At 59.1% G+C, this 26096-nt stretch carries 19 protein-coding genes; 12 read left to right on the top strand and 7 right to left on the bottom strand.

All coding sequences use genetic code 11. From position 1 onward, the window contains the following. Positions 1–25 precede the first annotated feature (25 nt). Complete coding sequence (locus PPTH39_RS04350; protein ID WP_095018850.1) at positions 26–256, bottom strand: hypothetical protein; 231 nt, start codon at positions 254–256, stop codon at positions 26–28. Positions 257–313: 57 nt separating this feature from the next. Beyond that, a complete protein-coding gene (ccoN, locus tag PPTH39_RS04345) occupies positions 314–1741 on the bottom strand; it encodes a cytochrome-c oxidase, cbb3-type subunit I (protein ID WP_095021219.1) in 1428 nt (475 codons plus the stop codon). A gap of 337 nt (positions 1742–2078) precedes the next feature. Here ccoN and PPTH39_RS04340 point away from each other — a divergent pair, with 337 nt between their 5' ends. Next, positions 2079–2747, top strand: a complete 669-nt coding sequence (locus tag PPTH39_RS04340; protein WP_130871664.1) for a DUF3313 domain-containing protein — start codon at positions 2079–2081, stop codon at positions 2745–2747. 171 nt (positions 2748–2918) lie between these two features. Here PPTH39_RS04340 and PPTH39_RS04335 read toward each other — a convergent pair whose 3' ends face one another. Together PPTH39_RS04335 and PPTH39_RS04330 are read right to left on the bottom strand one after the other, a co-directional pair. Next, entirely contained in the window at positions 2919–4337 is a 1419-nt protein-coding gene (locus tag PPTH39_RS04335; protein ID WP_130871663.1) for a DUF1254 domain-containing protein, read from the bottom strand. Positions 4338–4346: 9 nt separating this feature from the next. Continuing rightward, positions 4347–5138 carry a hypothetical protein gene (locus PPTH39_RS04330; protein ID WP_095026960.1) on the bottom strand — a complete coding sequence of 264 codons (792 nt, stop codon included), beginning with the start codon at positions 5136–5138 and terminating at the stop codon, positions 4347–4349. A 255-nt stretch (positions 5139–5393) separates the two neighbouring features. Between PPTH39_RS04330 and tpx the strand changes: the two genes are divergently transcribed. The 5 genes from tpx to PPTH39_RS04305 all read left to right on the top strand — a co-directional run bounded on the left by tpx (position 5394) and on the right by PPTH39_RS04305 (position 15109). Then, entirely contained in the window at positions 5394–5894 is a 501-nt protein-coding gene (gene tpx / locus PPTH39_RS04325) for a thiol peroxidase (RefSeq protein ID WP_130871662.1), read from the top strand. A gap of 275 nt (positions 5895–6169) precedes the next feature. Then, positions 6170–7477 (top strand): MdtA/MuxA family multidrug efflux RND transporter periplasmic adaptor subunit, encoded by a 1308-nt coding sequence (locus PPTH39_RS04320; RefSeq protein WP_095002392.1) that lies wholly within the window; start codon positions 6170–6172, stop codon positions 7475–7477. Then, positions 7474–10575: an MdtB/MuxB family multidrug efflux RND transporter permease subunit gene (locus PPTH39_RS04315; protein WP_095018855.1), complete on the top strand. Its 3102-nt coding sequence runs from the start codon at positions 7474–7476 to the stop codon at positions 10573–10575. The genes PPTH39_RS04320 and PPTH39_RS04315 overlap by 4 nt, the downstream gene beginning before the upstream one ends. Continuing rightward, positions 10572–13679, top strand: a complete 3108-nt coding sequence (locus tag PPTH39_RS04310; protein ID WP_130871661.1) for an efflux RND transporter permease subunit — start codon at positions 10572–10574, stop codon at positions 13677–13679. The genes PPTH39_RS04315 and PPTH39_RS04310 overlap by 4 nt, the downstream gene beginning before the upstream one ends. Then, positions 13676–15109, top strand: coding sequence for an efflux transporter outer membrane subunit (locus PPTH39_RS04305; RefSeq protein ID WP_095021211.1), 1434 nt, complete (start codon positions 13676–13678; stop codon positions 15107–15109). Before PPTH39_RS04310 ends, PPTH39_RS04305 begins: the two co-directional genes overlap by 4 nt. Positions 15110–15251: 142 nt before the next feature. Here the strand turns inward: PPTH39_RS04305 and PPTH39_RS04300 are convergent, their stop codons facing one another. Both PPTH39_RS04300 and PPTH39_RS04295 read right to left on the bottom strand, forming a co-directional pair. Next, on the bottom strand, positions 15252–16307 hold the full coding sequence (locus PPTH39_RS04300; protein WP_130871660.1) for a GGDEF domain-containing protein: 1056 nt from the start codon (positions 16305–16307) through the stop codon (positions 15252–15254). A gap of 142 nt (positions 16308–16449) precedes the next feature. Further along, positions 16450–17166, bottom strand: coding sequence for an HPP family protein (locus PPTH39_RS04295; RefSeq protein ID WP_095031877.1), 717 nt, complete (start codon positions 17164–17166; stop codon positions 16450–16452). Between the two features lie 711 nt (positions 17167–17877). Here PPTH39_RS04295 and PPTH39_RS04290 point away from each other — a divergent pair. The 3 genes from PPTH39_RS04290 (at position 17878) to PPTH39_RS04280 (ending at position 20163) form a co-directional block, all read left to right on the top strand. Further along, the gene (locus PPTH39_RS04290) at positions 17878–18282 is read left to right on the top strand and encodes a TraR/DksA family transcriptional regulator (RefSeq protein WP_016780464.1); all 405 of its coding nucleotides are present in this window, start codon (positions 17878–17880) and stop codon (positions 18280–18282) included. Positions 18283–18478: 196 nt separating this feature from the next. Further along, positions 18479–19813, top strand: a complete 1335-nt coding sequence (locus PPTH39_RS04285; RefSeq protein WP_130871659.1) for a phospholipase effector Tle1 domain-containing protein — start codon at positions 18479–18481, stop codon at positions 19811–19813. Between the two features lie 131 nt (positions 19814–19944). Beyond that, entirely contained in the window at positions 19945–20163 is a 219-nt protein-coding gene (locus PPTH39_RS04280; RefSeq protein ID WP_095018859.1) for a hypothetical protein, read from the top strand. Between the two features lie 9 nt (positions 20164–20172). Here PPTH39_RS04280 and PPTH39_RS04275 read toward each other — a convergent pair whose 3' ends face one another. Then, positions 20173–20406, bottom strand: a complete 234-nt coding sequence (locus PPTH39_RS04275; protein WP_095002400.1) for a hypothetical protein — start codon at positions 20404–20406, stop codon at positions 20173–20175. Between the two features lie 373 nt (positions 20407–20779). Between PPTH39_RS04275 and PPTH39_RS04270 the strand changes: the two genes are divergently transcribed. The 3 genes from PPTH39_RS04270 to PPTH39_RS04260 all read left to right on the top strand — a co-directional run bounded on the left by PPTH39_RS04270 (position 20780) and on the right by PPTH39_RS04260 (position 26030). Further along, the gene (locus tag PPTH39_RS04270) at positions 20780–21250 is read left to right on the top strand and encodes a hypothetical protein (RefSeq protein WP_095002401.1); all 471 of its coding nucleotides are present in this window, start codon (positions 20780–20782) and stop codon (positions 21248–21250) included. 879 nt (positions 21251–22129) lie between these two features. After that, positions 22130–24508: an efflux RND transporter permease subunit gene (locus PPTH39_RS04265; protein WP_130871658.1), complete on the top strand. Its 2379-nt coding sequence runs from the start codon at positions 22130–22132 to the stop codon at positions 24506–24508. Positions 24509–24647: 139 nt separating this feature from the next. After that, positions 24648–26030 (top strand): DUF1329 domain-containing protein, encoded by a 1383-nt coding sequence (locus PPTH39_RS04260; RefSeq protein ID WP_130871657.1) that lies wholly within the window; start codon positions 24648–24650, stop codon positions 26028–26030. Positions 26031–26096: the final 66 nt, after the last annotated feature.

Below are 26096 nucleotides of genomic sequence, written 5' to 3'. Positions count from 1 at the left end.
CTGTCGCAGTGCCATTACCCTGCTTTCACAGGTCGAGCGTGCCCCATCCCGGCTTGCGCAGCTCTGGTTCGGCGGTCTGCACGGCGTTGACGGTTTTGCCGGTGGCCAGCTCGACCCGGCGTGCTACTTCCGGGTCATCGGCAAAGGGAATCAGGCTGGCGTCGTCGAGGTCGTTTTCGGTCTTGTGTTTCAGGCACCAGCCTACGGCAAAGTAAAGGCTGATAACCGCGGCGCTGTTGAGGGCGATGTCGAGCATGGGCAAGGTTCCTTGCTGTAGGGTACCGCAGGCCCTGGGGCCTGCGGTGCAGCGTGGTCAGGCGATGTGTGCGGTCAGTTCGGCCTGCTTGAGGTTGCCTGCACGCACCGTGCGCCAGACGTTCCAGGCCATGAGCAACATGCCGCAGAGGAAAAACAATCCGCCCACCAGGCGAACCACGAAGCCCGGGTGGCTGGCCTGCAACGATTCCACAAACGAATAAGTCAGCGTGCCGTCATCGTTGATAGCTCGCCACATCAGACCCTGGGTGATGCCATTGACCCACATCGAGGCGATGTAGAGCACCGTGCCGATGGTGGCCAGCCAGAAGTGCAGGTTGATCAGGCTGGTGCTGTACATCTGCTCGCGGCCGAAGATTTTCGGGATCATGTGGTACAGCGCGCCGAAGGTGATCATCGCCACCCAGCCCAGGGCACCGGCGTGGACATGACCGATGGTCCAGTCGGTGTAGTGGGAGAGGGCGTTGACGGTCTTGATCGCCATCATCGGGCCTTCAAAGGTCGACATGCCGTAGAACGCCAGGGACAGCACCAGAAAGCGCAGGATCGGGTCGGTGCGCAATTTATGCCAGGCGCCCGAGAGGGTCATCATGCCGTTGATCATGCCGCCCCAACTGGGTGCCAGCAGGATGATCGACATGGCCATGCCCAGAGACTGCGCCCAGTCGGGCAAGGCGGTGTAGTGCAAGTGGTGCGGACCGGCCCAGATATAGAGAGTGATCAGTGCCCAGAAATGCACAATCGACAGGCGATAGGAGTAGATCGGTTTGCCAACTTGTTTGGGCACGAAGTAGTACATCATCCCCAGAAAACCGGTGGTCAGGAAGAAACCTACGGCGTTATGCCCGTACCACCACTGCACCATGGCATCGGTAGCGCCGGAGTACACCGGATATGATTTAAACCAGTCCACCGGAATGGCCAGGTGGTTGACCACATGGAGCATGGCGATCACCAGGATAAAGGCGCCAAAGAACCAGTTGCCGACATAGATGTGCTTGCTTTTGCGGCGTACCACCGTGGTGAAAAATACGATGGCGTAGGCCACCCATACCACCGTCAGCCAGACTGCGCCGGTGAATTCGATTTCGGCGTATTCCTTGGTTGTGGTGTAGCCCAGGGGCAGGGTGACCAGCATGATCACGATCACCGACTGCCAGCCCCAAAAAGTGAAGGCTGCGAGTTTGTCCGAATACAACCGCACCCCGCAGGTACGCTGTACGGCGTAGTAGCTGGCGGCAAATTGCGCGCTGCCGGCAAAGCCGAAAATCACCAGGCTGGTATGCAGCGGGCGCAAGCGGCCGAAGGTGGTCCAGGGCAGGTCTAGGTTCATCTGCGGCCAGGCCAGTTGTGAGGCGATCCACACGCCCATGGCCATGCCGACAACGCCCCATACCACGGTCATGATGGCGAATTGGCGGACGACCTTGTAGTTATAGGCCTGCCCGTTCAGTGCTGTGCTCATGCTCAAGTCTTCCACGGTTCAAAGTCCTGCCAGGCCTCGTGGTCTGGCGCAGGGGGAACTTTAGGAATCAGGGCAAAAACAAAACAGATTCAGAAAACGAGAATTAATGCAGATCACAATTTTGCGCTGGATCAGGCGAATATTTACCCATCTGATCTGGTTTTAGAGTGTTTCTTGAAAGCCAAATAGAACTGAGCTGTAAAAAGTATGCCGATGTGTATTGAGCATTCGATCACAATCGCCGTCGGATCAATTCGGGTTCTGCGGCGATTGTTCAATGCTTGGCTATACCTATAGGGCGCGTTCCTACGGCTGCGCCCCCTACAGGAGCTACAGAATGAAGCTTGGTCTAATGATCGGTACGTTGTGCATTGCATCAATCGGGATGGTTGGTTGTGCGAGCAAGGTTCAGCAACCTGACGAATATTCCGGATTCTTGAAGGATTACAGCCGCCTCAAAGAGGCCAAGTCGCCCTCTGGTGCTGAGGTGATGCGCTGGATTGACCCCAAACTGAAGCCAGGACAGTACACCAGCGTGTATATCGAGCCGACCCAGTTATATCCGGCGCCAAAACCGACAGAAAAGATCCCGCAAAGTACCCTCAATGGTATTACCCAGTATTACGACCAGGCGCTCAAGCGCGAGCTGAGCAAATCATTGCCACTGGCAAGCGCCCCTGGGCCGGGAGTGATTGTGGTGCGTGCAGCCATCACTGCGGTGAGCAGCGAGACCGAAAGCCTGGCACCGTATGAGTACATTCCGGTAGCGCTGGTGGCGGCTGCTGTGAGCACAGCGTCGGGGATCCGCGACCAGGAAACCCAGTTGGCTACCGAGGCGGTGTTTATCGATGGGCAAAGCCAGGATGTGGTGGCCCAGGTGGTGCGCAAAGGCACCGGCAAGCCCCTGGCCAATGCCAGCCAGGCGATGAAGGCCGATGACGTGAAAAACGTGATCGATACCTGGGCTTCGGACTTGCATCAGTCGTATTTGAAACTCAACAAGTAAACGTACCCGGTGTAGCCGCCAGCCCCGGATATTGCGTAGCAGCTGACGAGCGGAGCGAGGCTGCGTTCGGCGGCGTAGCCGTCGTAGAACCTGAATCCAAGGTTCTACGACCATACCGTGCACCCTGGCATTACGAAGGCCGCACTACGCGGACGCAGCCTTCGGCAGCTGCTACGGAGCTGTTTGGCTAACTACCGGCGTTAGCAAGGGCATTTTCCATGCACCGCTGGCGACCTCGGGCTTGGGCATGTAAATGCGCAATACACCATAAAACGGACCGTCAGGTGCTGGCAGCCAGTTGTTTAGCCACTCCCTGGCGGGCGGCTGGTTCTGCACATACAGAGTCAAGCTGCCATCAGCGTTGCGTTTGAGATCTGACAGCATGCGCGAGTTGATCAGGTAGCGATTGATCGGGTTTTCGACCAGCAGTTTGGTTTTGCCGTCATACATCGTCAGCGACCAGAACGCATTGGCGGGCGGCAGTGCATCCTTGTTGAAATGCAGGGTGTAGCGATCCCTGGAGGCGTCGACAGGGTGCTGCTGATTGTCGACGAAGTAACCGATGTAATTGGCCTCCGCGGCCGAGTTGCCGAAAATCCCCATATTGGCGCCCGCATAGCGGTACAGGTAATTGTTGTTCAGGTGTTCGCGGGAGCCGAACAGGTCACCGCTGGTGATTTTATGGGTGTCTACCTTGTCATGCTTGAATTGTGCGAACTCGGCTTTGCCTGCCGCAATTCCATCCTCCAGTGAAGTGCGCTGCTCAAGGGTCAGTTCATTGAGGTTGAAGGGCTGGCCCGGTTCAATCCCGATTTTCCTGAAACGCTCGCGCAATGCCGCTTCGCTGGGCTGGGGCTGGGCAAACGCGAGCATGAAACTCAGGTACCTGAACAGCTCGGGGCTGTCGCTCATATCGGCAACAGGTGCGGGCCAGTCCACGGCGGGCGCCGCAGCTGGCGTGGGTTTGCCCAGGAACTGGCTCAGGGGCCGGACCTTGTAACCGCTCCGGATGTGCTTGACCTTGGCCAGGTCTTTGTCATCGAACAACTGGGTGCGGTACAGGCCGTAGGCAATGGCACTCTCGCTGGGAATCACGGCGTCGATACCGGCCGGTTTTTCCCCTGTCCAGCCAGGCCCGGCGATCATGTAATTGCCGCCTTTATTGCCTGTGGTGCGGGTGCCCAGGTACGCGAAGTTTTGTGTGTACAGGTCGATCAGTTGCGTCGAGTAGTAGCGGCCATCCTCGATGGCAGGCAGGGTCAGTACCAGCGGCTCTGCACGCAGGTCCATCCACAGGAATGAGTAGGGCGTGTCCGAGTTGGGCGTCACGAATGCGGTATCCCTGGGGGTAAATACCATGGCGGTATTGCCGATTTCATTGAACGGCGCCTTGAAGTTTTTGCCCTGCGTGTCTACGGCCTGGGTGTAGAGGGTCTTGTACATTTCCACCACGGGGAAGCCGTACAGGTAGGCCTCCCTGGCGATGCTGGCAGCCTCGGTGGGTGAGGCACTGAAATTGATGGCGTCAGCATTGCCCGCCCCCAAGGAGAGGCAGGCAGCGAGCAGACAGGCGGGTGGCTTTATGTGCATGGCAGGTTCCTATTTTCCGAAGGTGACGTTGATCCCGGCAAACAGGGTGAACTGGGGCAGGTCGTCGCCCTTGCGTTCCACGGTCCATTGCGGCTCAACGAAGGCATTGAGGATGTTGCTTCCGGCTTTCCAGGCCTTGCCCACGCCCAGCCCGACGGGGATGTAGTGGGTGTTGTTTTTCAGGTCCCAGGTCCAGGTGCCGGTGGAGCGCAAATACCACCCCTTGGGCAGGTTGTGGATGATAAAGGGCTGGAACGTGGCGCTCTCGACATGCTGGCGGTCGCTGTCCCCGGCAAACGAGCTTTGATACTGCACCAGTGCGCCCAGCAGGCCCCGTGGCGAAGCATCGATGGCAATGGCCGCCAGGCCGGCTTGCCACTTGCCGGTGCCCAGTTCGTCATGCTCGGCAGTGGGTGCGGTTATCTGCGGGCCAATGCCCAATTGCACGCCTTCGGTTTTGAGCAGGAAAATATCGAACAGGTTGAGGTCGCCGATCCCGCTGCTGTAGCCACCGTGCGGGTCTGGACGGGTGCTGACCGGAAGCGTCACGCGCAACAGTTGCGGTACACCGATAACGTCGTTGGGTGCCACGGGCAGGGCGCCGCGCAGCAGGGCGTCATTGGTGTGGATATTGCTGTCGTACACCTGCGGCGTGTAGTAGTCCTGCAGATTGACCCCCGGGGCCAGATTCAGCGGGTTGTTGCTCTTGTTGGCGGTCTCGGCGTTATCTGCCAATGCATCGGCAGCCGGGTACAGGGCCAGGGTGAGCAACAGACTTGAGGCAAGGCGAGTGATGGGCATGCGATCCTGTTCCTTGGGCGCTAGCCATGTACGCTAGCAGTTGGCAGGGAACTGGCGCTTATGTCGGGGCTATTTCCGTCTTTTTTGCGCACCCGGGCACAAAAATACAGCTAATAACTGCGGTGCATGGCGCCTTGTAGGAATCGTCTTTTAGTGCCGCAGAGCATAAGATTTTTTGTTCGATCCATAGGTCAGCCCGGCTGATTCATGTTTAACTTCGGCCTCTTCAACAACCTGTCAAAAAGGACATCGTTCATGGCTCAAGTGACGCTTAAAGGCAACCCTGTTCAAGTCAACGGCGAATTGCCTGCAGTAGGTTCCAAGGCACCAGCGTTTTCGCTGGTTGCGGGTGATTTGTCCGATGCAACACTGGCGAGCTTTGCCGGCAAGCGCAAAGTGCTGAACATCTTCCCAAGCGTTGATACGCCAACCTGCGCTACTTCGGTACGCAAATTCAACGCCGAAGCCAACGCTTTGCCGAACACCGTTGTGCTGAACATCTCGGCTGACCTGCCATTCGCCCAGGCCCGCTTTTGCGGCGCTGAAGGCCTGGAAAACGTGCAAAACCTGTCGACCCTGCGCGGCCGCGAGTTTATCGAGAACTACGGCGTGGCAATCGCTGATGGCCCGTTGGCCGGCCTGACTGCCCGTGCGGTGGTGGTGCTGGACGAAAACGACAACGTGCTGCACAGCGAGCTGGTTAAAGAAATCGCTGAAGAGCCAAACTACGAAGCAACCCTGGCTGTTTTGAAGTAAGTCGTACTGCAAGACCTGAAGCGGCCTGGCACTTAAGTGCCAGGCCGTTTTTTTTTGTACGGCCTGTTGATCGGTGGGAGCGAGCCTGCTCGCGAAATCTTCAAGCACCATCGTCGGCTGCCTTCGCGAGCAGGCTCGCTCCCACACAGAGTCCACAGATTTCGTCGATCTTCATCTCAATGCCATCTCTATAACGTAAATAGCGGGTAAAGAGCCTTTTCATAACGGCCCGCACTGCTTATCGTTCCACCTCCTGAAAATTATCGCTCGCGCTAATGGTTGATCACTCCATGCAATCCTCTGTTTCCCACAAATCCCGTTTCTGGCTGTTTGGCCTGCTGGTCTTGCTGATAGTCCTTGGCCTGTGCTGGTGGCTATGGCCGTCTGCCGCAAAAAAGGCTGCGACCGATCAGCCCGCCGGGCACACCGGTCGCTCGGGCATGATGCGCCCGGGCTTTGGTGGCTCGACCCAGCCCGTGCCGGTGCGGGTGTCGGAAGTAACGCAGGGCGATTTCCCGATTTACTACAAGGCGCTGGGCACGGTGACCGCATTGAACACCATCAATGTGCGCAGCCGTGTAGCAGGGGAACTGGTCAAGGTCTATTTCAAGGAAGGGCAGATGGTCAAGGCAGGCGAACTGCTGGCTGAGATCGACCCGCGCAGTTATCAAAATGCCCTGCTGCAAGCCGAAGGCACGTTGCTGCAGAACCAGGCCCAGCTGAAAAATGCCCAGGTTGATGTGCAGCGCTACCGCGGGCTGTACGCCGAGGACAGTATCGCCAAACAGACCCTGGACACCGCCGAAGCGCTGGTCAGCCAATATCAGGGCACGGTGAAGACCAATCAGGCGGCGGTCAACGATGCCAGGCTGAACCTGGATTTCACCAAGATCCGCGCACCGATCAGCGGCCGTGTGGGCCTGCGTCAGCTGGACGTCGGTAATCTGGTAGCGGCCAACGACGCCACGGCCTTGGTGGTGATCACCCAGACCGAGCCGATTGTGGTCAGTTTTACCTTGCCCGAGACCAACCTGGCGCTGGTACTTGAGCGTTATCGCAGCGGCGCGAAAATGCCGGTGCAGGCCTGGAACCGTGGCGATACCAAAGAGCTGGCAGTCGGTGTGTTGAGCAGCATCGACAATCAGATTGATATCACCACCGGCACCCTGAAGTTCAAGGCACTGTTCGAGAACCGCGATCAGGCGCTGTTCCCTAACCAGTTTGTCAATGTACGCCTGTTGGCCGACACCCTTGAAAACGTGGTGCTGGCTCCCACTGCAGCGATTCAGTACGGCACCAACGGCTCGTTCGTGTATGCCATGGACGGTGACAACAAGGTCAAGATTCGCAGCATTAAAGTGGGTGCCACCGATGGCGATGTGACCGTGATCGAAGAAGGCCTCAAGCCCGGTGATCGTGTAGTACTCGAAGGTACCGACCGTCTGCGTGATGGTGGCGCGGTGGAAGTGGTCAACGACAGTGCCGACGTACCGGAAACGGCTGCCGGGCAACTGCTCGATGGCGGTGCCGATACCGATGCCACCCCGGCCGCGCACAACACCAAGTCCAAGGCCCGCGAATGAACCTGTCGCGCCTGTTTATCCTGCGCCCGGTTGCAACCACGCTGTGCATGCTGGCCATCGTGTTGTCCGGGATCATCGCCTATCGCTTGCTGCCGGTATCGGCCTTGCCCCAGGTGGATTACCCGACCATCCGCGTGATGACCCTGTACCCCGGGGCCAGCCCGGATGTGATGACCAGTGCAGTGACGGCACCACTTGAGCGTCAGTTCGGGCAAATGCCGGGGCTTACGCAGATGGCCTCCACCAGTTCCGGTGGTGCTTCGGTACTGACCCTGCGTTTCAATCTCGACATCAATATGGATGTTGCCGAGCAACAGGTGCAGGCTGCGATCAACGCCGCCAGCAACCTGCTGCCCAAGGATTTGCCGGCACCACCGGTGTACAACAAGGTCAACCCGGCGGATACCCCGGTACTGACCCTGGCCATCAGCTCCAAAACCATGCTGTTGCCCAAGCTCAATGACCTGGTCGATACGCGCATGGCGCAAAAAATTGCCCAGATCAGCGGCGTGGGCATGGTCAGCATCGCTGGCGGGCAACGCCAGGCGGTGCGGATCAAGGTCAACCCTGAAGCGCTGGCTGCCAATGGTCTGAACCTGGCCGATGTGCGCACCCTGATCGGTGCGTCCAACGTCAACCAGCCCAAGGGTAACTTCGACGGCCCTACCCGGGTGTCGATGCTGGACGCCAATGACCAGCTGAAAACCCCGCAAGAATACGCCGAACTGATTCTTGCCTATAACAACGGCGCACCGCTGCGACTCAAGGACGTGGCCGAAATTGTCGACGGCGCCGAGAACGAGCGCCTCGCAGCCTGGGCCAACGAAAACCAGGCGGTGCTGCTCAATATCCAGCGCCAGCCCGGTGCAAACGTGATTGAGGTGGTGGACCGGATCAAGGCACTGCTGCCAAGCATTACCGACAACCTGCCCGCCGGCATCGATGTCACGGTGCTGACCGACCGTACACAAACCATTCGCGCCTCAGTGCGCGATGTGCAGCATGAATTGCTGATCGCCATCGCCCTGGTGGTGATGGTGACCTTCCTGTTTCTGCGCAGGGCCAGCGCCACCCTCATTCCGTCGATTGCCGTACCGCTGTCGCTGGTCGGCACCTTTGGCGTGATGTACCTGGCCGGGTTTTCCATCAACAACCTGACGCTGATGGCCCTGACCATCGCCACCGGCTTTGTGGTCGATGATGCCATCGTCATGCTGGAGAACATCTCGCGCTATATCGAGGAAGGTGACAGCCCGATGCAGGCGGCGCTCAAGGGCGCCAAACAGATCGGCTTCACCCTGATCTCGCTGACCCTGTCGCTGATCGCGGTATTGATCCCGCTGCTGTTTATGGCCGATGTAGTGGGGCGCCTGTTCCGCGAATTTGCCATCACCCTGGCGGTGGCGATCCTGATCTCGCTGGTGGTCTCGCTGACCCTGACCCCGATGATGTGCGCGCGCCTGCTCAAGGCCGAGCCCAAGCCTGAAGAGCAGGGGCGTTTCTACCGTGCCAGCGGCGCGTTTATCGACTGGATGATCGCCGAGTACGGGCGCATGTTGCAGTGGGTGCTCAAGCACCAGCCGCTGACCCTGCTGGTGGCCATCGGTACACTGGCCTTGACCGTGTTCCTGTATATGGTGGTGCCCAAGGGCTTTTTCCCGGTGCAGGACACCGGGGTGATCCAGGGCATTTCCGAGGCGCCGCAATCGATTTCGTTCAGTGCCATGAGTCAGCGTCAGCAGGAGCTGGGCAAGATCATTCTGCAAGACCCGGATGTCGAGAGCCTGTCCTCCTATATTGGCGTGGACGGGGATAACCCGACCCTCAACAGCGGTCGCATGCTGATCAACCTCAAGCCCCACAGCGAGCGCAGCGACAGTGCCATCGAGGTGATTGCGCGGCTGCAGCCGCAACTGGACAAGCTGTCGGGCATCCGCCTGTTTATGCAGCCGGTGCAGGACCTGACCATCGAAGACCGCGTCAGCCGTACCCAGTACCAGTTCAGCCTGTCATCCCCGGATGCTGACATGCTCAGCACCTGGACGCAGAAACTGGTCACCGCGTTGTCCAATCAGCCTGAACTGGTCGATGTGGCCAGTGACCTGCAGGACAAGGGGCTGCAGGTATACCTGGTGATCGACCGCGATGCGGCATCACGCCTGGGCGTGTCGGTGGCCAATATTACCGATGCCCTGTATGACGCTTTCGGTCAGCGGCAGATTTCGACCATTTACACCCAGGCCAGCCAGTACCGCGTGGTCTTGCAGGCCAAGGACGGCGAGAAAATAGGCCCGCAGGCGCTGGATCAGATCCACGTCAAGACTACCGATGGTGGCCAGGTGCGGCTGTCGAGCCTGGCCCGGGTCGAGGAGCGTCAGGCACAACTGGCCATTTCCCATATCGGCCAGTTCCCTTCGGTAATGGTCTCGTTCAACCTTGCGCCTGGCGTGGCATTGGGCCAGGCCGTGGAACTGATCGATCAGGTGCAGAAGGACATCGGTATGCCGGTGGGGGTCAAGACCGAATTCCAGGGTGCCGCGCAGGCGTTCCAGGCTTCGTTGTCGAGCACTTTGCTGCTGATTCTGGCGGCGGTGGTGACCATGTATATCGTGCTGGGCGTGCTCTATGAGAGCTACATCCACCCGATCACCATTCTCTCCACCCTGCCATCGGCAGCAGTGGGTGCCTTGCTGGCGCTGATCCTCAGCGGCAATGACCTGGGCATGATTGCGATTATCGGCATTATCCTGCTGATCGGCATCGTCAAGAAAAACGCAATCATGATGATCGACTTCGCCCTCGACGCCGAGCGCAATCAGGGCATGGCGCCGGAGCAGGCGATCTATCAGGCGGCACTGTTGCGCTTCCGGCCGATCCTGATGACCACCCTGGCAGCATTGTTTGGTGCCGTACCGCTGATGCTGGCCACCGGTTCCGGGGCAGAATTGCGCCAGCCCCTGGGTCTGGTGATGGTCGGTGGTTTGCTGGTGAGCCAGGTCTTGACCCTGTTTACTACCCCCGTGATCTATCTGTACTTCGATCGCTTAGGGCGTCGCTGGCGTGGTGATGCGGCCCAGGCTGAGCAGGCGTCGGTATGAACCTGTCCGGCCCGTTTATCAAACGCCCGGTAGCCACCATGCTGCTGAGCCTGGCAATCATGTTGCTGGGCGGGGTGAGCTTTGGTTTGCTGCCGGTGTCGCCGTTGCCGCAAATGGATTTCCCGGTGATCGTGGTGTCGGCCAGTTTGCCCGGGGCCAGCCCCGAGGTGATGGCATCTACCGTGGCCACGCCGCTTGAGCGGGCCTTCGGTGCGATTGCCGGGGTCAATACCATGAGCAGCAATTCAAGCCAGGGCTCGACCCGGGTGATTTTGCAGTTCGATCAGGACCGCGACATCAACGGCGCGGCGCGGGAGGTGCAGGCGGCGATCAACGCCTCGCGCAACCTGCTGCCCAGCGGCATGAAAAGCATGCCCACCTACAAGAAGATCAACCCCTCGCAAGCACCGATCATGGTGTTATCGCTGACCTCCGAGGTGTTGTCCAAGGGCCAGCTCTATGACCTGGCCTCGACCATTCTTTCGCAAAGCCTGTCCCAGGTGCCGGGTGTAGGTGAAGTGCAGATTGGCGGCAGCTCGCTGCCCGCCGTGCGCATCGAGCTGGAACCGCAACTGCTCAACCAGTACGGCGTCTCGCTGGATGACGTGCGCAACACCATTGCCAATGCCAACGTGCGCCGGCCCAAGGGCGCAGTGTCCGATGGCGAGCGCAACTGGCAGATCCAGGCCAACGACCAGCTGGAAAAGGCCAAGGACTACGAACCGCTGATCATCCGTTACCAGGATGGCGCGGCGCTGCGCCTGAGCCATGTGGCCAAGGTCAAGGACAGTGTTGAAGACCGTTACAACAGCGGTTTTTTCAATAACGATGCGGCGGTGCTGCTGGTGGTCAACCGCCAGGCCGGGGCCAATATCATCGAGACCGTGAACGCGATCAAGGCCCAGTTGCCGGCCTTGCAGGCGGTGCTGCCGGCAAGCGTGCAGCTGAACCTGGCCATGGACCGTTCACCGGTGATCAAGGCTACGCTGCACGAGGCCGAAATGACCCTGCTGATCGCCGTGGCGCTGGTGATTCTGGTGGTGTTCCTGTTCCTCGGCAATTTCCGCGCTTCGCTGATTCCGACGCTGGCGGTGCCGGTGTCGTTGGTGGGCACTTTTGCCATCATGTACCTCTACGGCTTCTCGCTGAACAACCTGTCGCTGATGGCGCTGATTTTGGCCACCGGGCTGGTGGTGGACGACGCTATCGTGGTGCTGGAGAACATCTCGCGGCATATCGACGCCGGTGTGGCGCCCATGAAAGCGGCCATGCTGGGGGCCAAGGAAGTCGGTTTTACCCTGCTCTCGATGAACGTGTCACTGGTGGCAGTGTTCCTCTCGATCCTGTTTATGGGCGGGATTGTCGAGAGCTTGTTCCGCGAGTTTTCCATCACCCTGGCCGCTTCGATCGTGGTGTCGCTGGTGGTGTCCCTGACCCTCACGCCCATGCTTTGCGCACGCTGGCTAAAACCCCATGTGCCGGGCACGGAAAACGCCATGCAGCGCTGGAGCATCCGCCTTAACCAGCGCATGGTCAGCGGCTATGCACGCAGCCTGGACTGGGTGCTGCGGCACAAGCGCCTGGCATTGCTCAGCCTGCTGGTGACCATTGGGGTCAACGTGGCGCTGTATGTGGTGGTGCCGAAAACCTTTATGCCGCAACAGGACACCGGGCAACTGATCGGTTTTGTGCGTGGCGACGACGGCCTGTCGTTCAGCGTGATGCAGCCGAAAATGGAAATCTTCCGCAAGGCTGTGCTGGCAGACCCGGCAGTAGAAAGCGTTGCCGGTTTTATTGGCGGCAATGGCGGCACCAACAACGCCTTTATGATCGTGCGTCTCAAGCCGATCTCGGAGCGCAAGGTGTCGGCGCAAAAGGTCATCGAACGGCTGCGCGAGAGCATGCCCAAAGTGCCCGGCGGCCGCCTGATGCTGATGGCTGACCAGGACCTGCAGTTTGGCGGTGGGCGTGACCAGACCAGTTCGCAGTACTCCTACATCCTGCAAAGCGGCGATCTGGGCGAGTTGCGCACCTGGTATCCAAAAGTGGTGGCCGCGTTCAAGGCATTGCCTGAGCTGACCGCTATCGATGCCCGTGAAGGCCGCGGTGCCCAGCAGGTGACCCTGGTGGTTGATCGCGACCAGGCCAAGCGCCTGGGGGTGGATATGGACATGGTCACTGCCGTGCTCAATAACGCCTACAGCCAGCGGCAGATTTCCACTATCTACGACAGCCTGAACCAGTATCAGGTGGTGATGGAGGTCAACCCCAAGTACGCCCAGGACCCCGAAACCCTGAATCAGGTGCAGGTGATAACCGCCGATGGCCAGCGTATTCCGCTGTCGACCATTGCCCACTATGAGAACAGCCTGCAGAACGACCGGGTATCCCACGAGGGCCAGTTCGCCTCGGAGAGCATTGCGTTCGACCTGGCCCCCGGTGTCACCCTGGAGCAGGGTACGGCAGCCATTGAACGGGCGGTGGCCAAGCTCGGTCTGCCGGAAGAAGTGATCGTGAAAATGGCCGGTACGGGCGATGCTTTTGCCGCCACGCAAAAAAGCCAGCCGTTCATGATTCTTGGCGCCTTGGTAGCGGTGTACCTGGTACTGGGGATTCTCTATGAGAGTTACATCCACCCGTTGACCATTCTGTCGACCTTGCCGTCTGCCGGTGTTGGTGCGTTGTTGAGCATTTACCTCACGGGCGGGGAGTTCAGCCTGATTTCACTGCTGGGGCTGTTCCTGTTGATTGGTGTGGTAAAGAAAAACGCGATTTTGATGATCGATCTTGCCCTGCAACTGGAACGTCATTCGGGCCTCGACCCGCAAGCGTCGATCCGCAGTGCCTGCCTGCAACGTTTAAGGCCGATCCTGATGACCACCCTGGCGGCCATTCTCGGTGCCTTGCCACTGATGCTGAGCAGCGCCGAAGGCGCGGAAATGCGCCAGCCCCTGGGCCTGACCATTATCGGCGGGCTGATCTTCAGCCAGATTCTGACCCTTTACACCACGCCTGTGGTTTACCTCTATCTCGACCGTCTGCGCCATCGCTTCAACAAATGGCGCGGCGTGCGCACTGATGCTGCTCTGGAAACTCCGCTATGACCTCTCGTTCGTTTTTCCTTGCCCCGGCGTTGTCCGTTGCGCTGCTTAGCGGCTGTGCCATCGGCCCGGACTACCAGCGCCCGCAAACGGCGGCGCCCCTTGAGTACAAGCAGGCAGCCGGCTGGACCCAGGCCAATCCGAGCGACTCACTGGCCCGAGGTGCCTGGTGGGAGCTGTATGGCGACCCGCAGCTCAATGCGCTGGTCGACAAACTCAACAGTGCCAACCAGAGCGTTGCGCAGTCTGAAGCCCAGTTCCGTCAGGCCCAGGCCTTGGTGCGCAGTGCGCGCGGGGCGTTCCTGCCCAGCGCCGACCTTAGCGTGGGCAAGACCCGTTCCAGCCAGGGCACCGGCAGCTCAAACTCCAGCCTGACCAGCTCCAGCAGCGGCATACGGGACACCTTGAATGCCCAGGTCGGGGTGAGCTGGGAGGCCGACGTTTGGGGCAAGTTGCGCCGTGGTCTGGAAGCCAACGAGGCGAGTGCCGAGGCCAGCCTGGCCGACCTCGCGGCGATGCGCCTGAGCCAGCAGTCGGAGCTGGTGCAGAACTACCTGCAATTGCGGGTGATCGATGAGCAGAAGCGTTTGCTCGAAGCCACGGTCGAGGCCTATCAACGTTCACTGAAAATGAGCGAAAACCAGTACCGTGCGGGAATTTCCGGCAAGGATGCGGTGGCTCAGGCGCAAACCCAGTTGCGCAATACCCAGGCCAGCCTGATCGACCTGATCTGGCAGCGGGCGCAATTTGAAAACGCAATAGCGGTGCTCACCGGTCAAGCACCAGCAGGGTTCAACCTGGCGGAAATTAAAAACGTACCCAAGTTGCCGCAGATCCCGGTCAGCCTGCCTTCGCAACTGCTGGAGCGGCGTCCTGACATCGCTTCGGCGGAGCGCTCGGTGATTGCTGCCAACGCCAACATTGGCGTAGCCAAGGCGGCTTACTACCCCGATTTCAGTTTGAGCCTGTCGGGTGGCTACAGCAGCAGTCAGTATCAGGACTGGATCAGCGTGCCCAACCGCTTCTGGTCGGTGGGGCCGAAAATCTCCCTGCCGTTGTTCGATGGTGGCCAGCGCTCGGCAGAAGTCGATCGCAATGAAGCCGTGTATGACCAGACGGTGGCCAAGTATCGCCAGACCGTGCTCGACGGTCTGCGGGAAGTGGAAAACTACATGGTGCAGTTGAAGGTCCTGGGCGATGAGTCGGTGGTACAGGAGCAGGCACTGGAGTCGGCCCGCGAGTCGTTGCGCCTGACCAGTAACCAGTACAAGGCGGGCTTGATTGCTTACCTGGACGTGGTTTCGGTGCAAACAACAGCCCTGAGCACCGAGCGCAGCGTACTTAACTTGCTGCAGAGCCGTCTGATTGCCAGTGTGCAACTGATTGCGGCGCTGGGTGGCGGCTGGGATGGCAATACCGAGTTGAGCGACTGACGCAGACCCCTCACCCCAGCTTGATCCGCTTTTGCTCTTGGTTCCCTCTCCCTCTGGGAGAGGGCCAGGGTGAGGGGCTTTTGATCCGGCTCAATACGGCCAGCTCGCCGAATTACGCTATATCCCCCGATCTGCCAGCCGCTCACGAATAAAACGTAAACCTGTCCTTGCCGTCATGCTTGGAGCCGTACAGCGCCTGGTTGAGGGTGTCTTCCTCTTCGACCCGGGCCAGGCCGATACTGATGGTCACGGGGTGTGCGTCGGGATCTTCACGCACCCGGCGACACAGACTCTGCGCCAGTACTTCGACGTCTTCGCGGCGCACGCCGGGCAGGTACACGGCAAACTCCTCACCACCCAGCCGTGCGTACGCAAAATCAGCCATCACTGCCTTGATGCTGGCGGCCGTACGCTTGAGCACCTCATCGCCAATATCATGGCCGTACTGGTCGTTGACCTTCTTGAAATTGTCGATATCGATCATCGCCAGATAGTGGTCGTGCTCCCTGGGGCGGGTCAGCAGTACATGCCCGGCCTGAAGCATGAAAGAGCGCCGGTTGGGGATCTCGGTCAGGGCATCGATGTAGGCCTGGGCCACCAGTAACTTGGACATGGTGTAATTGTGCAGCTTGATCCGGCGCAGCTTGAAAAAACTGTAGGTGGTCAGGCTGCACAAAAAGGTGAAGTAGCAGAGGATCAGCAAGCCGCGCAGATCCATGACCGAGACATCGGCCATCAGGAAAGGGTTGAGGGTGACACAGCTGATGGCGGCAACGGCGAGAAACGCCCAGCGGCTGAGCGGCAGCACCGACGCGCTATAAAGAATGCTTGAGGTGGCGAGTGCCAGCCAGATCGGCTGGGTCTCGGCTGGCAGGCCGAAAATGATCAGGCGCAAACCGAGTGTGATGATGGCTACGAAAACCGTATTGAGTACATCGAAGTGCCGGTAATTGCCGACAAAGCCCAGAATAATGGTCAACCCCACCATGACGCTGATAAACAGCAGGGACAGGCCGGTAAACCCCTGGCCGCCCTTGGTGCTGACAATCAGGTTGAACAGTAACCAGATAGCAATGCTGGTGATATAGGTCAGGCTGCAAAAATTGCGCAGCTTTTCGAAATCATGTTGGGCAAATTCAGCTTGCAAGGCGGGCGGGGCGGCCTGTTTCGAGATCTCATTTTCAATGGTTTTGAGCATTGCGAGCCTTGATCACTGTCGGATGGCGGAATCCGGGTGATCAGGCACTCAAGCATGTCTGCCGCCCAGGTTACCTCGTTAACCCTAGCAGGAGTTGGGCGCTTATCGATACAGGGCAAGCAGGGCAGGCAGCGCCCCAGGCTCAACGGTTCTGGCTGAACACTTCACCGATACTGCGCCGGCGCGCATGCAGCTCGCTGGCTCGAATCAACTCTTCGAGATCTTCGGGGGTAACGTCGATAAATGCGTCCATTTGCTGCAACGCATGGTGCAAATCTTCAGCACTGATGCCCGGATTGATCGGTGCCTGATCGGTGCTGGCCGCAGGGCTCGGCTCGGACGGTTTTTTCGGGTAACGCACGCGGGTCAGGTTGTTATAGGCCAGCGCCGCGAGCAGCATGCACACTGCGCCGAGCATCACCGGTGCAAGCATGCCCCAGCCAAGACTGGCACTGTCCGGGTCGGCCAGTACCACCAGCAGCGCCAGTGCACCTGCAGGCGGGTGCAGGCAGCGCAGCAGGCACATGCTGATCATTGCCAGACCTACGGCCAGGCACGCGCTGTCGAGGCTGCGGCCAAGAAAATGCACGACCCCCAGCGACACGACCGTGGCGCACAGATAGCCGCCGACAATCGACCAGGGTTGCGCCAGTGCACCCGAGGACACGGCAAACAGCAAAATGGCCGAAGCGCCCAACGGGCCGATCAGGTGCATGGCCACGGGCAGGCCATAGAACAGGCTGCAGAACCACACACTGAATAGTGTGCCAAGGGACACGCCAATGGCGGCACGGCTCCATTCGGTGGGGCGGGTGTTCGTAGCCGCAGGCAATAGGCGGCTGATCCAGCGGGTTTGCATGGTCAGGTAAATCCGGTTTTGTGAAGCAGGAAGGTAAAAAAAGGGCCTGGCGGGTTAACCGGCAAGCCCTTGAAAATGTTCCTTCATCTGGGGGAGGAACGCGAGCAGTCTGCCCAGCCGTTAACCAATACGCAAATGCATAATAATGATGGTTAAGTGCATTTAAATTGATGTTTGGTGGGGTGGAGCATTACCTGGGCATGGCTGCCCGGTTTCCCGGGCGAGCCAGCCATGAAAAGTTGGCCCAATACGCGCTCATGCACCCCATTGCTTACTAAACGTCGCTCGATCTGGTTGCACACGGCAGGGCTGTATTGGCCAGTGGTTCTTTTATTACGAGCAGGGCATTTCGCGGTTTTATCGGCGTGCCCGGTTCGGGTGCGCGGGTCTCGCCCTTAACAATATAGAGATGACCCACCAGCTGTGGGTCATCGCACCTGGCAGGGGATTTTCAGCCTGCGCATTGAATTTCTTGCTATAAACGCACTCCATTAGCCCCGCTGAGCACGTTTTTCGTCACTTTCCAGGTTTTGCTGGACAAATAGGTGTGTTTTCAGTTGCTGAGTCGATAACTCGGCCTTAGACTGCCGCCCCTCGTAAATTGAGTGCCGGGTGGCGCTTGAAATAGATGGCACCTAACTGGTTGGGATGAAGATCGGTCAGAACGCTCCCTAATTCGCCTTAATGCACGTATTTTTTATAGAGAAATCAATGACAAAGGATAAGTTGCTGGCCATGCCGGCGGATGACTACATGAATGCCGAGCAACATGCTTTTTTCAGCGAGTTGCTGCAAAACATGAAGGTCGAAACCCACGAGCGTATCGAGCAGAACCGCATCGCGATCGAGAGCCTGGACACTCCGGCTGACCCGGCCGACGCTGCTTCGGTTGAAGAAGAGCGCACCTGGCTGGTGAACGCCATCGACCGTGATCAGCGCATGCTGCCCCAGCTCGAACAGGCGCTGGAACGTATCAAGGATGACAGCTTCGGCTGGTGTGATGACAGTGGCGATGCAATTGGCCTCAAGCGCCTGCTGATCAGCCCTACCACCAAGTACTGCATCGAAGCTCAAGAGCGTCACGAGCAAATCGACAAGCATCAGCGTCAAGCCTGAAGGCTTGACCTTGCCGGAGCCGTGTCCTGCGGTTCCGGTAGCTTGGGCTGCGCAGCCGTCCGCGCTGTCGCCCTGGCCTCTGTTGTAATTCCCCGTAAAAATTTAAACCTGACGTTGAGCTGAGTGTTTTGGTCATGCCCCTTTATATTTGGCACGGCGTTTCCACGCGAAGCTGAAAAGAACGAGGGCCAGTGTCATGAGTCACTCAAGCAATACGGGGTATGTATTGCGTGTCGGTATTTTTTTTGATGGCACGGCCAATAACCAGTTCAATATCCTCTCGGGCCGCGAGCGCCAGGCCCGGGGCCTCAAGGTCGAACCCGGCAGCAGTTATGCCGGTGAACCCACCAATATCGCCCGCCTGCACCGGCACTACCCTGTGCAAACGACGTTCAAGGATGCACAGGCGCTGACTTCGCTCTACGTCGGCGGTATTGGCACAACCACAGGGGCAGTTGATACCTCCTTCCCGGGCCTGACCTATGGCCGTGGGCGCACCGGGGTGCTGGGCAAGGCCGATGAGGCCCTGGAGCAACTGAGCCAATGTCTGGCGCAATTTCTACGGCTGGCTCCCGCCAATGCCCTGAGCCGTCTGCAACTTGACCTTTTTGGCTTCAGCCGCGGCGCTGCCGCAGCCCGCCACTTTGCCAACCAGGTGCATGCCACGGCCTTCACGCAGCAGTTTGCGCTGGCTTCTGACTTCAAGTGCAGCATCGAGTTTATCGGGCTCTTCGATACTGTTGCAGCCATGGGCGGGCTGGAGGACCTGGGTGATGTGGGGGATGACATCAATCCGGGGCTCAATCTGTATCTGGGGCCAGACTGCGCGCAACAGGTGGTGCAACTGTGTGCGCGGGATGAATGCCGACGCAATTTTTCCCTGACCCGCATTGCCCCGCAATGGCCGCTGGATATATCCCTGCCCGGAGTCCATGCCGATCTTGGCGGCGGTTATCCGCTCGAGATGCAAGAGCAGGTGCAGTTGACCCGCTGGCAGAGCAATCTGGTCAGCCCGTCCACACCCATCAGGCTGACCAGTGCCTGGAAGCTGGCCCAGGCGCAGTTGCTGGACTGGCAAGCCAGGGACTTGATTGATCCGCTCGCTGAGCAGGACTTCGTGCAAGTGCGCACCGAAGAGCAGAAGGCCGGCAGCCGCCAGGACCCGATGAAGCGCGTCCAGGCCGCCGTCTTTATGCAGCGCCGGGTGCTGGGTCATCTTTCCCGTGTGTATCTGCGCATCATGCATTCGCTGGCATGCAAACAGGGTGTGCCCTTTGCCGCCTTGAACAGTGCCCAGGATGCCTTGCCTGATGAACTGTTGCCCATCGCTGCAAGGCTCGAAGCGCAGGTACTGAAAAGTACAATCAAGCTCACCCCTGCCCAGGAGCGCTTGTTGCGTCAGCGCTACGTTCATCAATCGGCCAATTTCAATGCCAATGTGGGCCAGGGGCTAGGGGTGCTCGACAAGGCGTTTTTCAATATTGCCCAAGAGGGCGGGCGCAATGTTTTCGAGCAAAAACCGCCGGTTTGAGCCCGCATACAGGGGATATTGTTACCGCTGATGCAATGCAGCTATGCAGGGCATAGCTTTTTCCAGCGTCCTTAACTCTTTAAGATGGCCGACATCGTTAGGTGACTAACTAAATAGTTGGAGTATCCACCATGTCCAATCGGGTAGACGTTGCCGTGATGATCGGCTCGGGTGTCCCCAAGGGGTTGCGGGCCACGGGGCAGAAGGCCTGCTGGGTTGTGCTGGTCAACGGCGAGCAACGCGGGACGGCGTTCTCCAGCCGCATGGAAGCTGAAGAGTGTCGCGCTGCCTGGCTGGCGCAGCTGAGCGCTGGCGCGTGCGCAATGCAGGCTCGGGCTCAGCGTGCTTGACGGGTTACGTCAAGATGCGTTCAGGGCGCCTGCGTCCACTGCGAGCTTCAATTCCTGCGCCGAACCCCTGGCGGCAATTTCAGCCTGCTCGGCGGTCTTGAACCAGCGGTCTTTCTCGACCTGATGGTAAGTCACGGTTTTCAACGGTGGCTTGGCGCGCATCACGATCACGGCCTGAAACTCACCATCGACTTCTTTGGACTCGCCGCGGATAAAAAATTCGCCAATATCAAATTCCGTCACGTGTCGCTTTCCCTTCGAGGTAATGAAGCCGGACAACCCGGCGGCATGGGCCAGGCTGATTTTTCGGCCAGTATGGCAGTTGTTGACAGCCAGCGGCGCAGTTAACGACGAAAGCCCTGTAGAACCGGGCCTCAATCAAGAAAAATTTACGGATTCCCTGACTGAGAAGTGGATGTGTATACCCAACTTCGGGCATGAGCCGGTAGAATGGTGGTCCTGTCGTATTTTTAGTCTTGATGTCACATGCCACTCCTTGCCCCATCAGCCAGGAGATTTTGCTGTACCCGGTTTTTTAATAAGTGGGCTGAGGCCTTTTTTCTGCTGCCTGTTATTTGTTCTGGTAGCGCCACTTCACGTTTTCGAGGGTTTTTCGTTGGCAGTCAGCAATCTGGAAATGCATGCGTTGTTTGTTCTGGGTGATTTGCGGGCACGTTTGGTCAAACTGTTCCAGTCCCGCTTTGTGTACGTTACCGAGCAGAACGCTGAAGGTATTTACATCGCTGAAATCGATACTGAATCAGCGCTGGTGGTAGATGACAAACCAGGTCTGGGGCTCAAGGTCGGTGATCATTTTCGCGCAGCAGTCTTGCCCAGCCGCGAAGGTGGCAAGTTCGAAATCAAATTTCGCGATATCAAAATGACGATCTACGGCATCGGTGACTACGCCTATGTCAGCTCGCCTCTGGGCGAAGGTATCGTGTTCAAGGAAGGTCAGACCGTGATGCTGATCTTCGCAGCCCAGGAGCAGCTCAAGGAAGGCCTGAGCAAGACCCTCAAGGCAGTGACCGCCAAAGCGGCCAAATGGCCCAAGGGCGAGCTGGCGTTCAAGGCCAGCAAAGAGTGACCGAAACCTGAGCAAAACACCTGTTGCAGTTGACGAGTAGAACGAGGCTACGTCCGGCGGCGAAGCCGTCGTAAACCCGGTGAGCCGGGTTTGACTGGCAGACCGCAGTGCCTGTTTTGGGGCTGCTGCGCAGCCCAACGCAGCCTCGTTCCTACGCCAGCAGCTACAGAATCACTGCAACTGTGGGAGCGAGCTGCAACAGAGTCTCTCCAGAGACTGCCAGCTCACGTTTTTCGGGATTTTTCGTACAGATTTGTCAATTGCTGCGTGACGGTTGAGGCCTGCTTGATCTTGTTTGTTTAACTGATACGTTGAGTACATATCCGGCATTTGTGTCTAACGGAGACTATGGTTTCGACCTTACGTCGAGTCCGTACAGAAGGACCCAAAAGGAACCAAAAGGTCCTCGCCCCATCGTACGGCCTTCGCTGCGCTCAGGTTCCCTCGCTCCGGACCTGCTCCGTGGGCACGCCGCCACGGGCCATCCATGGCCCCGTCGCGGCTCTCCCGGCATCCATGCCGGTCGACCCACTCCTCAGCACCTCCTCTCGGCCTCCCGGGAGGGCTGGCAGATCAAAAACACTGCGCCCCGAGGCGGCCGACCGGCCGGCCTGTTCGGTTCGCGTGTACTGCGCAATCTCTGTAGATACTCTGTTGCAGGTCAAGCCCTATTGTGGGAGCGAGCCTGCTCGCGAACGACCTTCGCGAGCAGGCTCGCTCCCACAGTTGCAGTGTTCCTGCAGCAGCCTTCGTTCCTCGGCAGCTACAGGGGCAGTTGCCCCATCCCTCAAACAGCCTAACCCTTACGGACGATGTTCAAGGCCCGGCCCCGTCTGATTATCGCGATCACTTTCAACCAGTGTGCGAGGGACCGCGAGCATGGGCGCTTTTGTCTTGTCATCGGCTGTGCAGCGCTGCGCCGAGCAATTAATGGCCCGGCGCAAAGTGTTGCTCGGCTTTTTTATGCTGGTGACCCTGGCCCTTGGTTACAGCGCCACCCATGTTCGGCTGGACCCCGGGTTCAACAAGCAGATCCCGGTGCGTCATGCCTACATGCTCAACTTTCTGGATTTCAGCCGCATTTTTACCGGTGCCAACCGCTTGCTGGTCAGCGTGCACTGGAAAGGCGAGGGGGATATCTATAACCCCGAATTCCTCGAAACCCTGCAACACGTCACCGATGATGTGTTCTATATCTCCGGGGTCAGTCGCCCCAGCGTAACGTCGCTGTTTACGCCCAACGTGCGCTACATCGAAATTACCGAAGACGGCTATGTCGGTGATCTGGTGGTGCCGCCGCAATACGCCGCCACGCCCGCCGACCTGCAACAGGTGCGCAGCAATGCCGCTCGCTCCGGGCAGATCGGTCGGTTGCTGGCCAATGACCTCAAGTCTGCCCTGGTGCGCGCCGACCTGCAGGATATCGACCCCAAGACCGGGCAGCCGGTGAACTATGTGCAAATCGCCCAGCGCCTGGAGGATATCCGCGCCAAATACAGCAGTGCCGACATCGAAATCAATATCGTCGGGTTTGCCAAGCTGGTCGGTGACGTGGTCGAAGGGCTGAACACGGTGATGGGTTTTTTCGCCATCGCGTTCCTGATCACCGCCGCGTTGTTGTGGCTGTATTCACGCTCGTTGCGCCTGACCCTGGTGGCGCTGTTTGTCGCCTTGCTGCCAGTCGTGTGGTTACTCGGCCTGCTGCCATTGCTGGGCCTGGGTATCGACCCGATGTCGATACTGGTGCCGTTTCTGATCTTCTCCATCGGTGTGTCCCATGCCGTGCAAATGACCAACGCCTGGAAGCAGGAAGTACTGGCCGGAAGTGATTCAGTGAGTGCGGCCAAGGTGGCGTTCAGCAAGATTTTTATCCCCGGCGCGCTGGCGCTGCTGATGAACGCCCTGGGCTTCGGGGTGATCATGCTGATCGATATCCCCATCGTCCACGAGCTGGGCGTCACGGCCTGCATCGGTGTGATGCTGATGATCATCACCAACAAAATCATGCTGCCGCTGATCATCGCCCACCTGACGCTGGAGCCGCGCTTGCTGACGGTTCAGGCGCGCATTGCCAGTTCACGCCACCCGCTGTGGTGGCGGCTGTCGGCGCTGGCCACGCCCGGCCCAGCACTTTGGGTATTTGCCTTGAGTGTGTTGTTGCTGGTGGCCGGCGCGTACAAGGCCCGTGAACTGGCCACCGGTGATATCGGCTCAGGTGCGCCGGAATTGCGTGCCGACTCGCGCTACAACCAGGACAACCAGAAAATCATCAGCAATTACGCCATCGGCCTGGATGTGCTCTCGGTGTTCCTGACCATTCGCGATCGCAGTGAGGCCTGCCTGGACCCGGCCGTGATGCGGGCTGTGGAAACCTTCGATTTCAAGATGCGCGAAGTGCCCGGTGTGCAATCGGTGCAAAGCGTGGCAGGGATGAGCAAGCAGGTGATTGCCGGCAACAACGAAGGCAACCCGCGCTGGGCGGCCATCCCCGGTTCCGCCCAGGGCTTGCAGCAGGGCGCCTACGCCTATTCACCGGACTCGGGGCTGGTCACTGACGGCTGCCAGCAGATGCAGATTCTGGTGTTCCTGAGCGATCACGAAGGCGCCACCGTGGCCCATGTGCTGGCGGAGGCCAAACGTATTATCGCCAGCATCCATGTGCCCGGCGTGGCGTTCAAGCTGGCGGGGGGCAATATCGGCGTCATGGCGGCCTCCAACGAAGCGGTCAAGCATGCCGAAGTAGTGATGCTGGCGGCGCTGTTCTTCTCGGTGGCGCTGTTCTGCCTGCTGACCTTTCGTTCGGTGCGCGCGGTGCTGTGCATTCTGGTGCCCTTGGCGATTGTCGCGGTGCTGTGCAATGCACTGATGGCCCTGCTGGGTATTGGCCTCAAGGTCGCGACCTTGCCGGTAATGGCGCTGGGTGTGGGGGTAGGGGTGGACTACGGCATCTATCTGTACGAGCGCATCGAGCATGAGATGGCCGCGGGGCATGACCTGCGCGAAGCCTTCTACCGCGCCATGTGCCAGCGCGGCACGGCGGCGGTGTTTACCGCGCTGACCATGTCGCTGGGGGTGTGCACCTGGGTATTTGCGCCCCTCAAGTTCCAGGCCGATATGGGTGTGCTGTTGGCCTTCATGTTTATGGTCAACGTGCTGGGGGCGATCTTCCTGCTGCCGGCACTGGCTGCGTGGTTCAACCTGGGCAAGCCGCTGGTGGAACCCGCGATGCTCACGATTGCGCAATCAGCCAGAGCGTGAGTGGGCGCCAGGTTTCAGGTGGGAGCGGGCTTGCTCGCGATTCAGGCTCCGCGATGTATCAGCCAGACCACGTCGATCCAATCGCGGGCACGCCCGCTCCCACCAGTAAATGTGCATGACCAATAAAAAGGAGAACTCCATGGGACGCATCACCCATATGGGCGGCTGGCTGTCAGTTGCCCTGGCATTGCAGGGTTACAGCGCTCTGGCGCTGGCCCAGGCCCCTGCCGACCAGATCACCCGGCTGGGCAAGGACCTGACCTGTGTCGGCGCCGAAAAGGCGGGCAACGCCGCAGGCACCATCCCTGCTTTTGGCGGCCAATGGCTGGGCGCGGCACCGGGGATGAAGTTCGAGGGCACGGGCAAGCATCCCGTAGACCCTTACCCCAACGAAAAGCCGCTGTTTGTGATCACCGCGCAAAACCTCAGTCAGTACGACGGGCACTTGTCCGAGGGGCAAAAGGCCCTGTTCAAACTCTATCCGCAAACATTCCGCATGCCGGTTTACCCTTCGCACCGTGACTTTCGTTTTTCTGACACGGTGTGCAAGGCCACCCTGGAAAATGCCTCGGTCGCCAAACTGGTCGACGACGGCGAAGGCGTGGTTGCCCGCACTGGCGGGGTAGCATTCCCGATACCGCAAAACGGTATTGAACTGCTGAAAAATGCCTCGCTGTTTACCGTGCGTGCCTGGACCGAGGAATACACTTCGGACAACGCCTATGTGCTCAAGGATGGCAATATCAACTGGGGCCGCGTGCACTCGCGCAATATGGCGCCGGGGCTGGAGCCGGGCAAGATTGGCGACACGGTGGGCAATTCGTCTTTCTACCTTAACGAAACCCTGCTGCCACAGCGCGACAAGGGTGAAATCAACACCGGTACCGAGTACTGGAACGACAAGACCGAGCCGCGCCAGAGCTGGCGCTACGATCCGGGTACGCGGCGTGTGCGGCAGTCGCCGGGTTACGGTTTTGACATGGCCTTTCCGGGCTCCGGCGGTTCGATCACCGTCGACGAAGTACGCATCTTCAACGGCTCGGCCCAGCGCTATAACTGGAACATCGTCGGTAAAAAAGAGCTGTATATCCCTTACAACACTGCGCGCCTGCACGCCGGTGACCTGAAGTACGCGAGCATGCTCACTCCCGGTCATATCAACCCCGACAACATGCGTTACGAACTGCATCGCGTGTGGGTGCTCGAGGGTGTGCTCAAGCCGGGTAACCGCCATCTGTACGGCAAGCGCATGCTGTATATCGACGAAGACAGCTGGTTCCCGATCATGGGTGACAACTACGACAACCGCGGCGAGTTGTGGCGCACCTCGATGGTCAATTACTTCTATGCCCCGGAAACGCAAACCTGGCAGGCCGGTGTTGGCCTGTATCACGACCTGAACGCTGGCAGTTATCTGGCCTTCAACCTGATCAACGAACAACGCAACGGCTATGTGCTGAACAAAGGCGGTTTTGCTGCTGGCGATTTTGGCCCCGAAGCGGCACGTCGGGCCGGCAAGTAACGCCCTGACGCCATCCTGCTGTCTGCCACGGGCCCTGCCTGTGCGCAGGTGGCCGGGCGGAGCAAA

The organism is Pseudomonas bubulae (assembly GCF_900618535.1).
Lineage (GTDB): Bacteria > Pseudomonadota > Gammaproteobacteria > Pseudomonadales > Pseudomonadaceae > Aquipseudomonas > Aquipseudomonas bubulae.
Note: the sequence above shows the minus strand (reverse complement) of the source record. Positions and strands in the feature narration are given on the sequence as shown.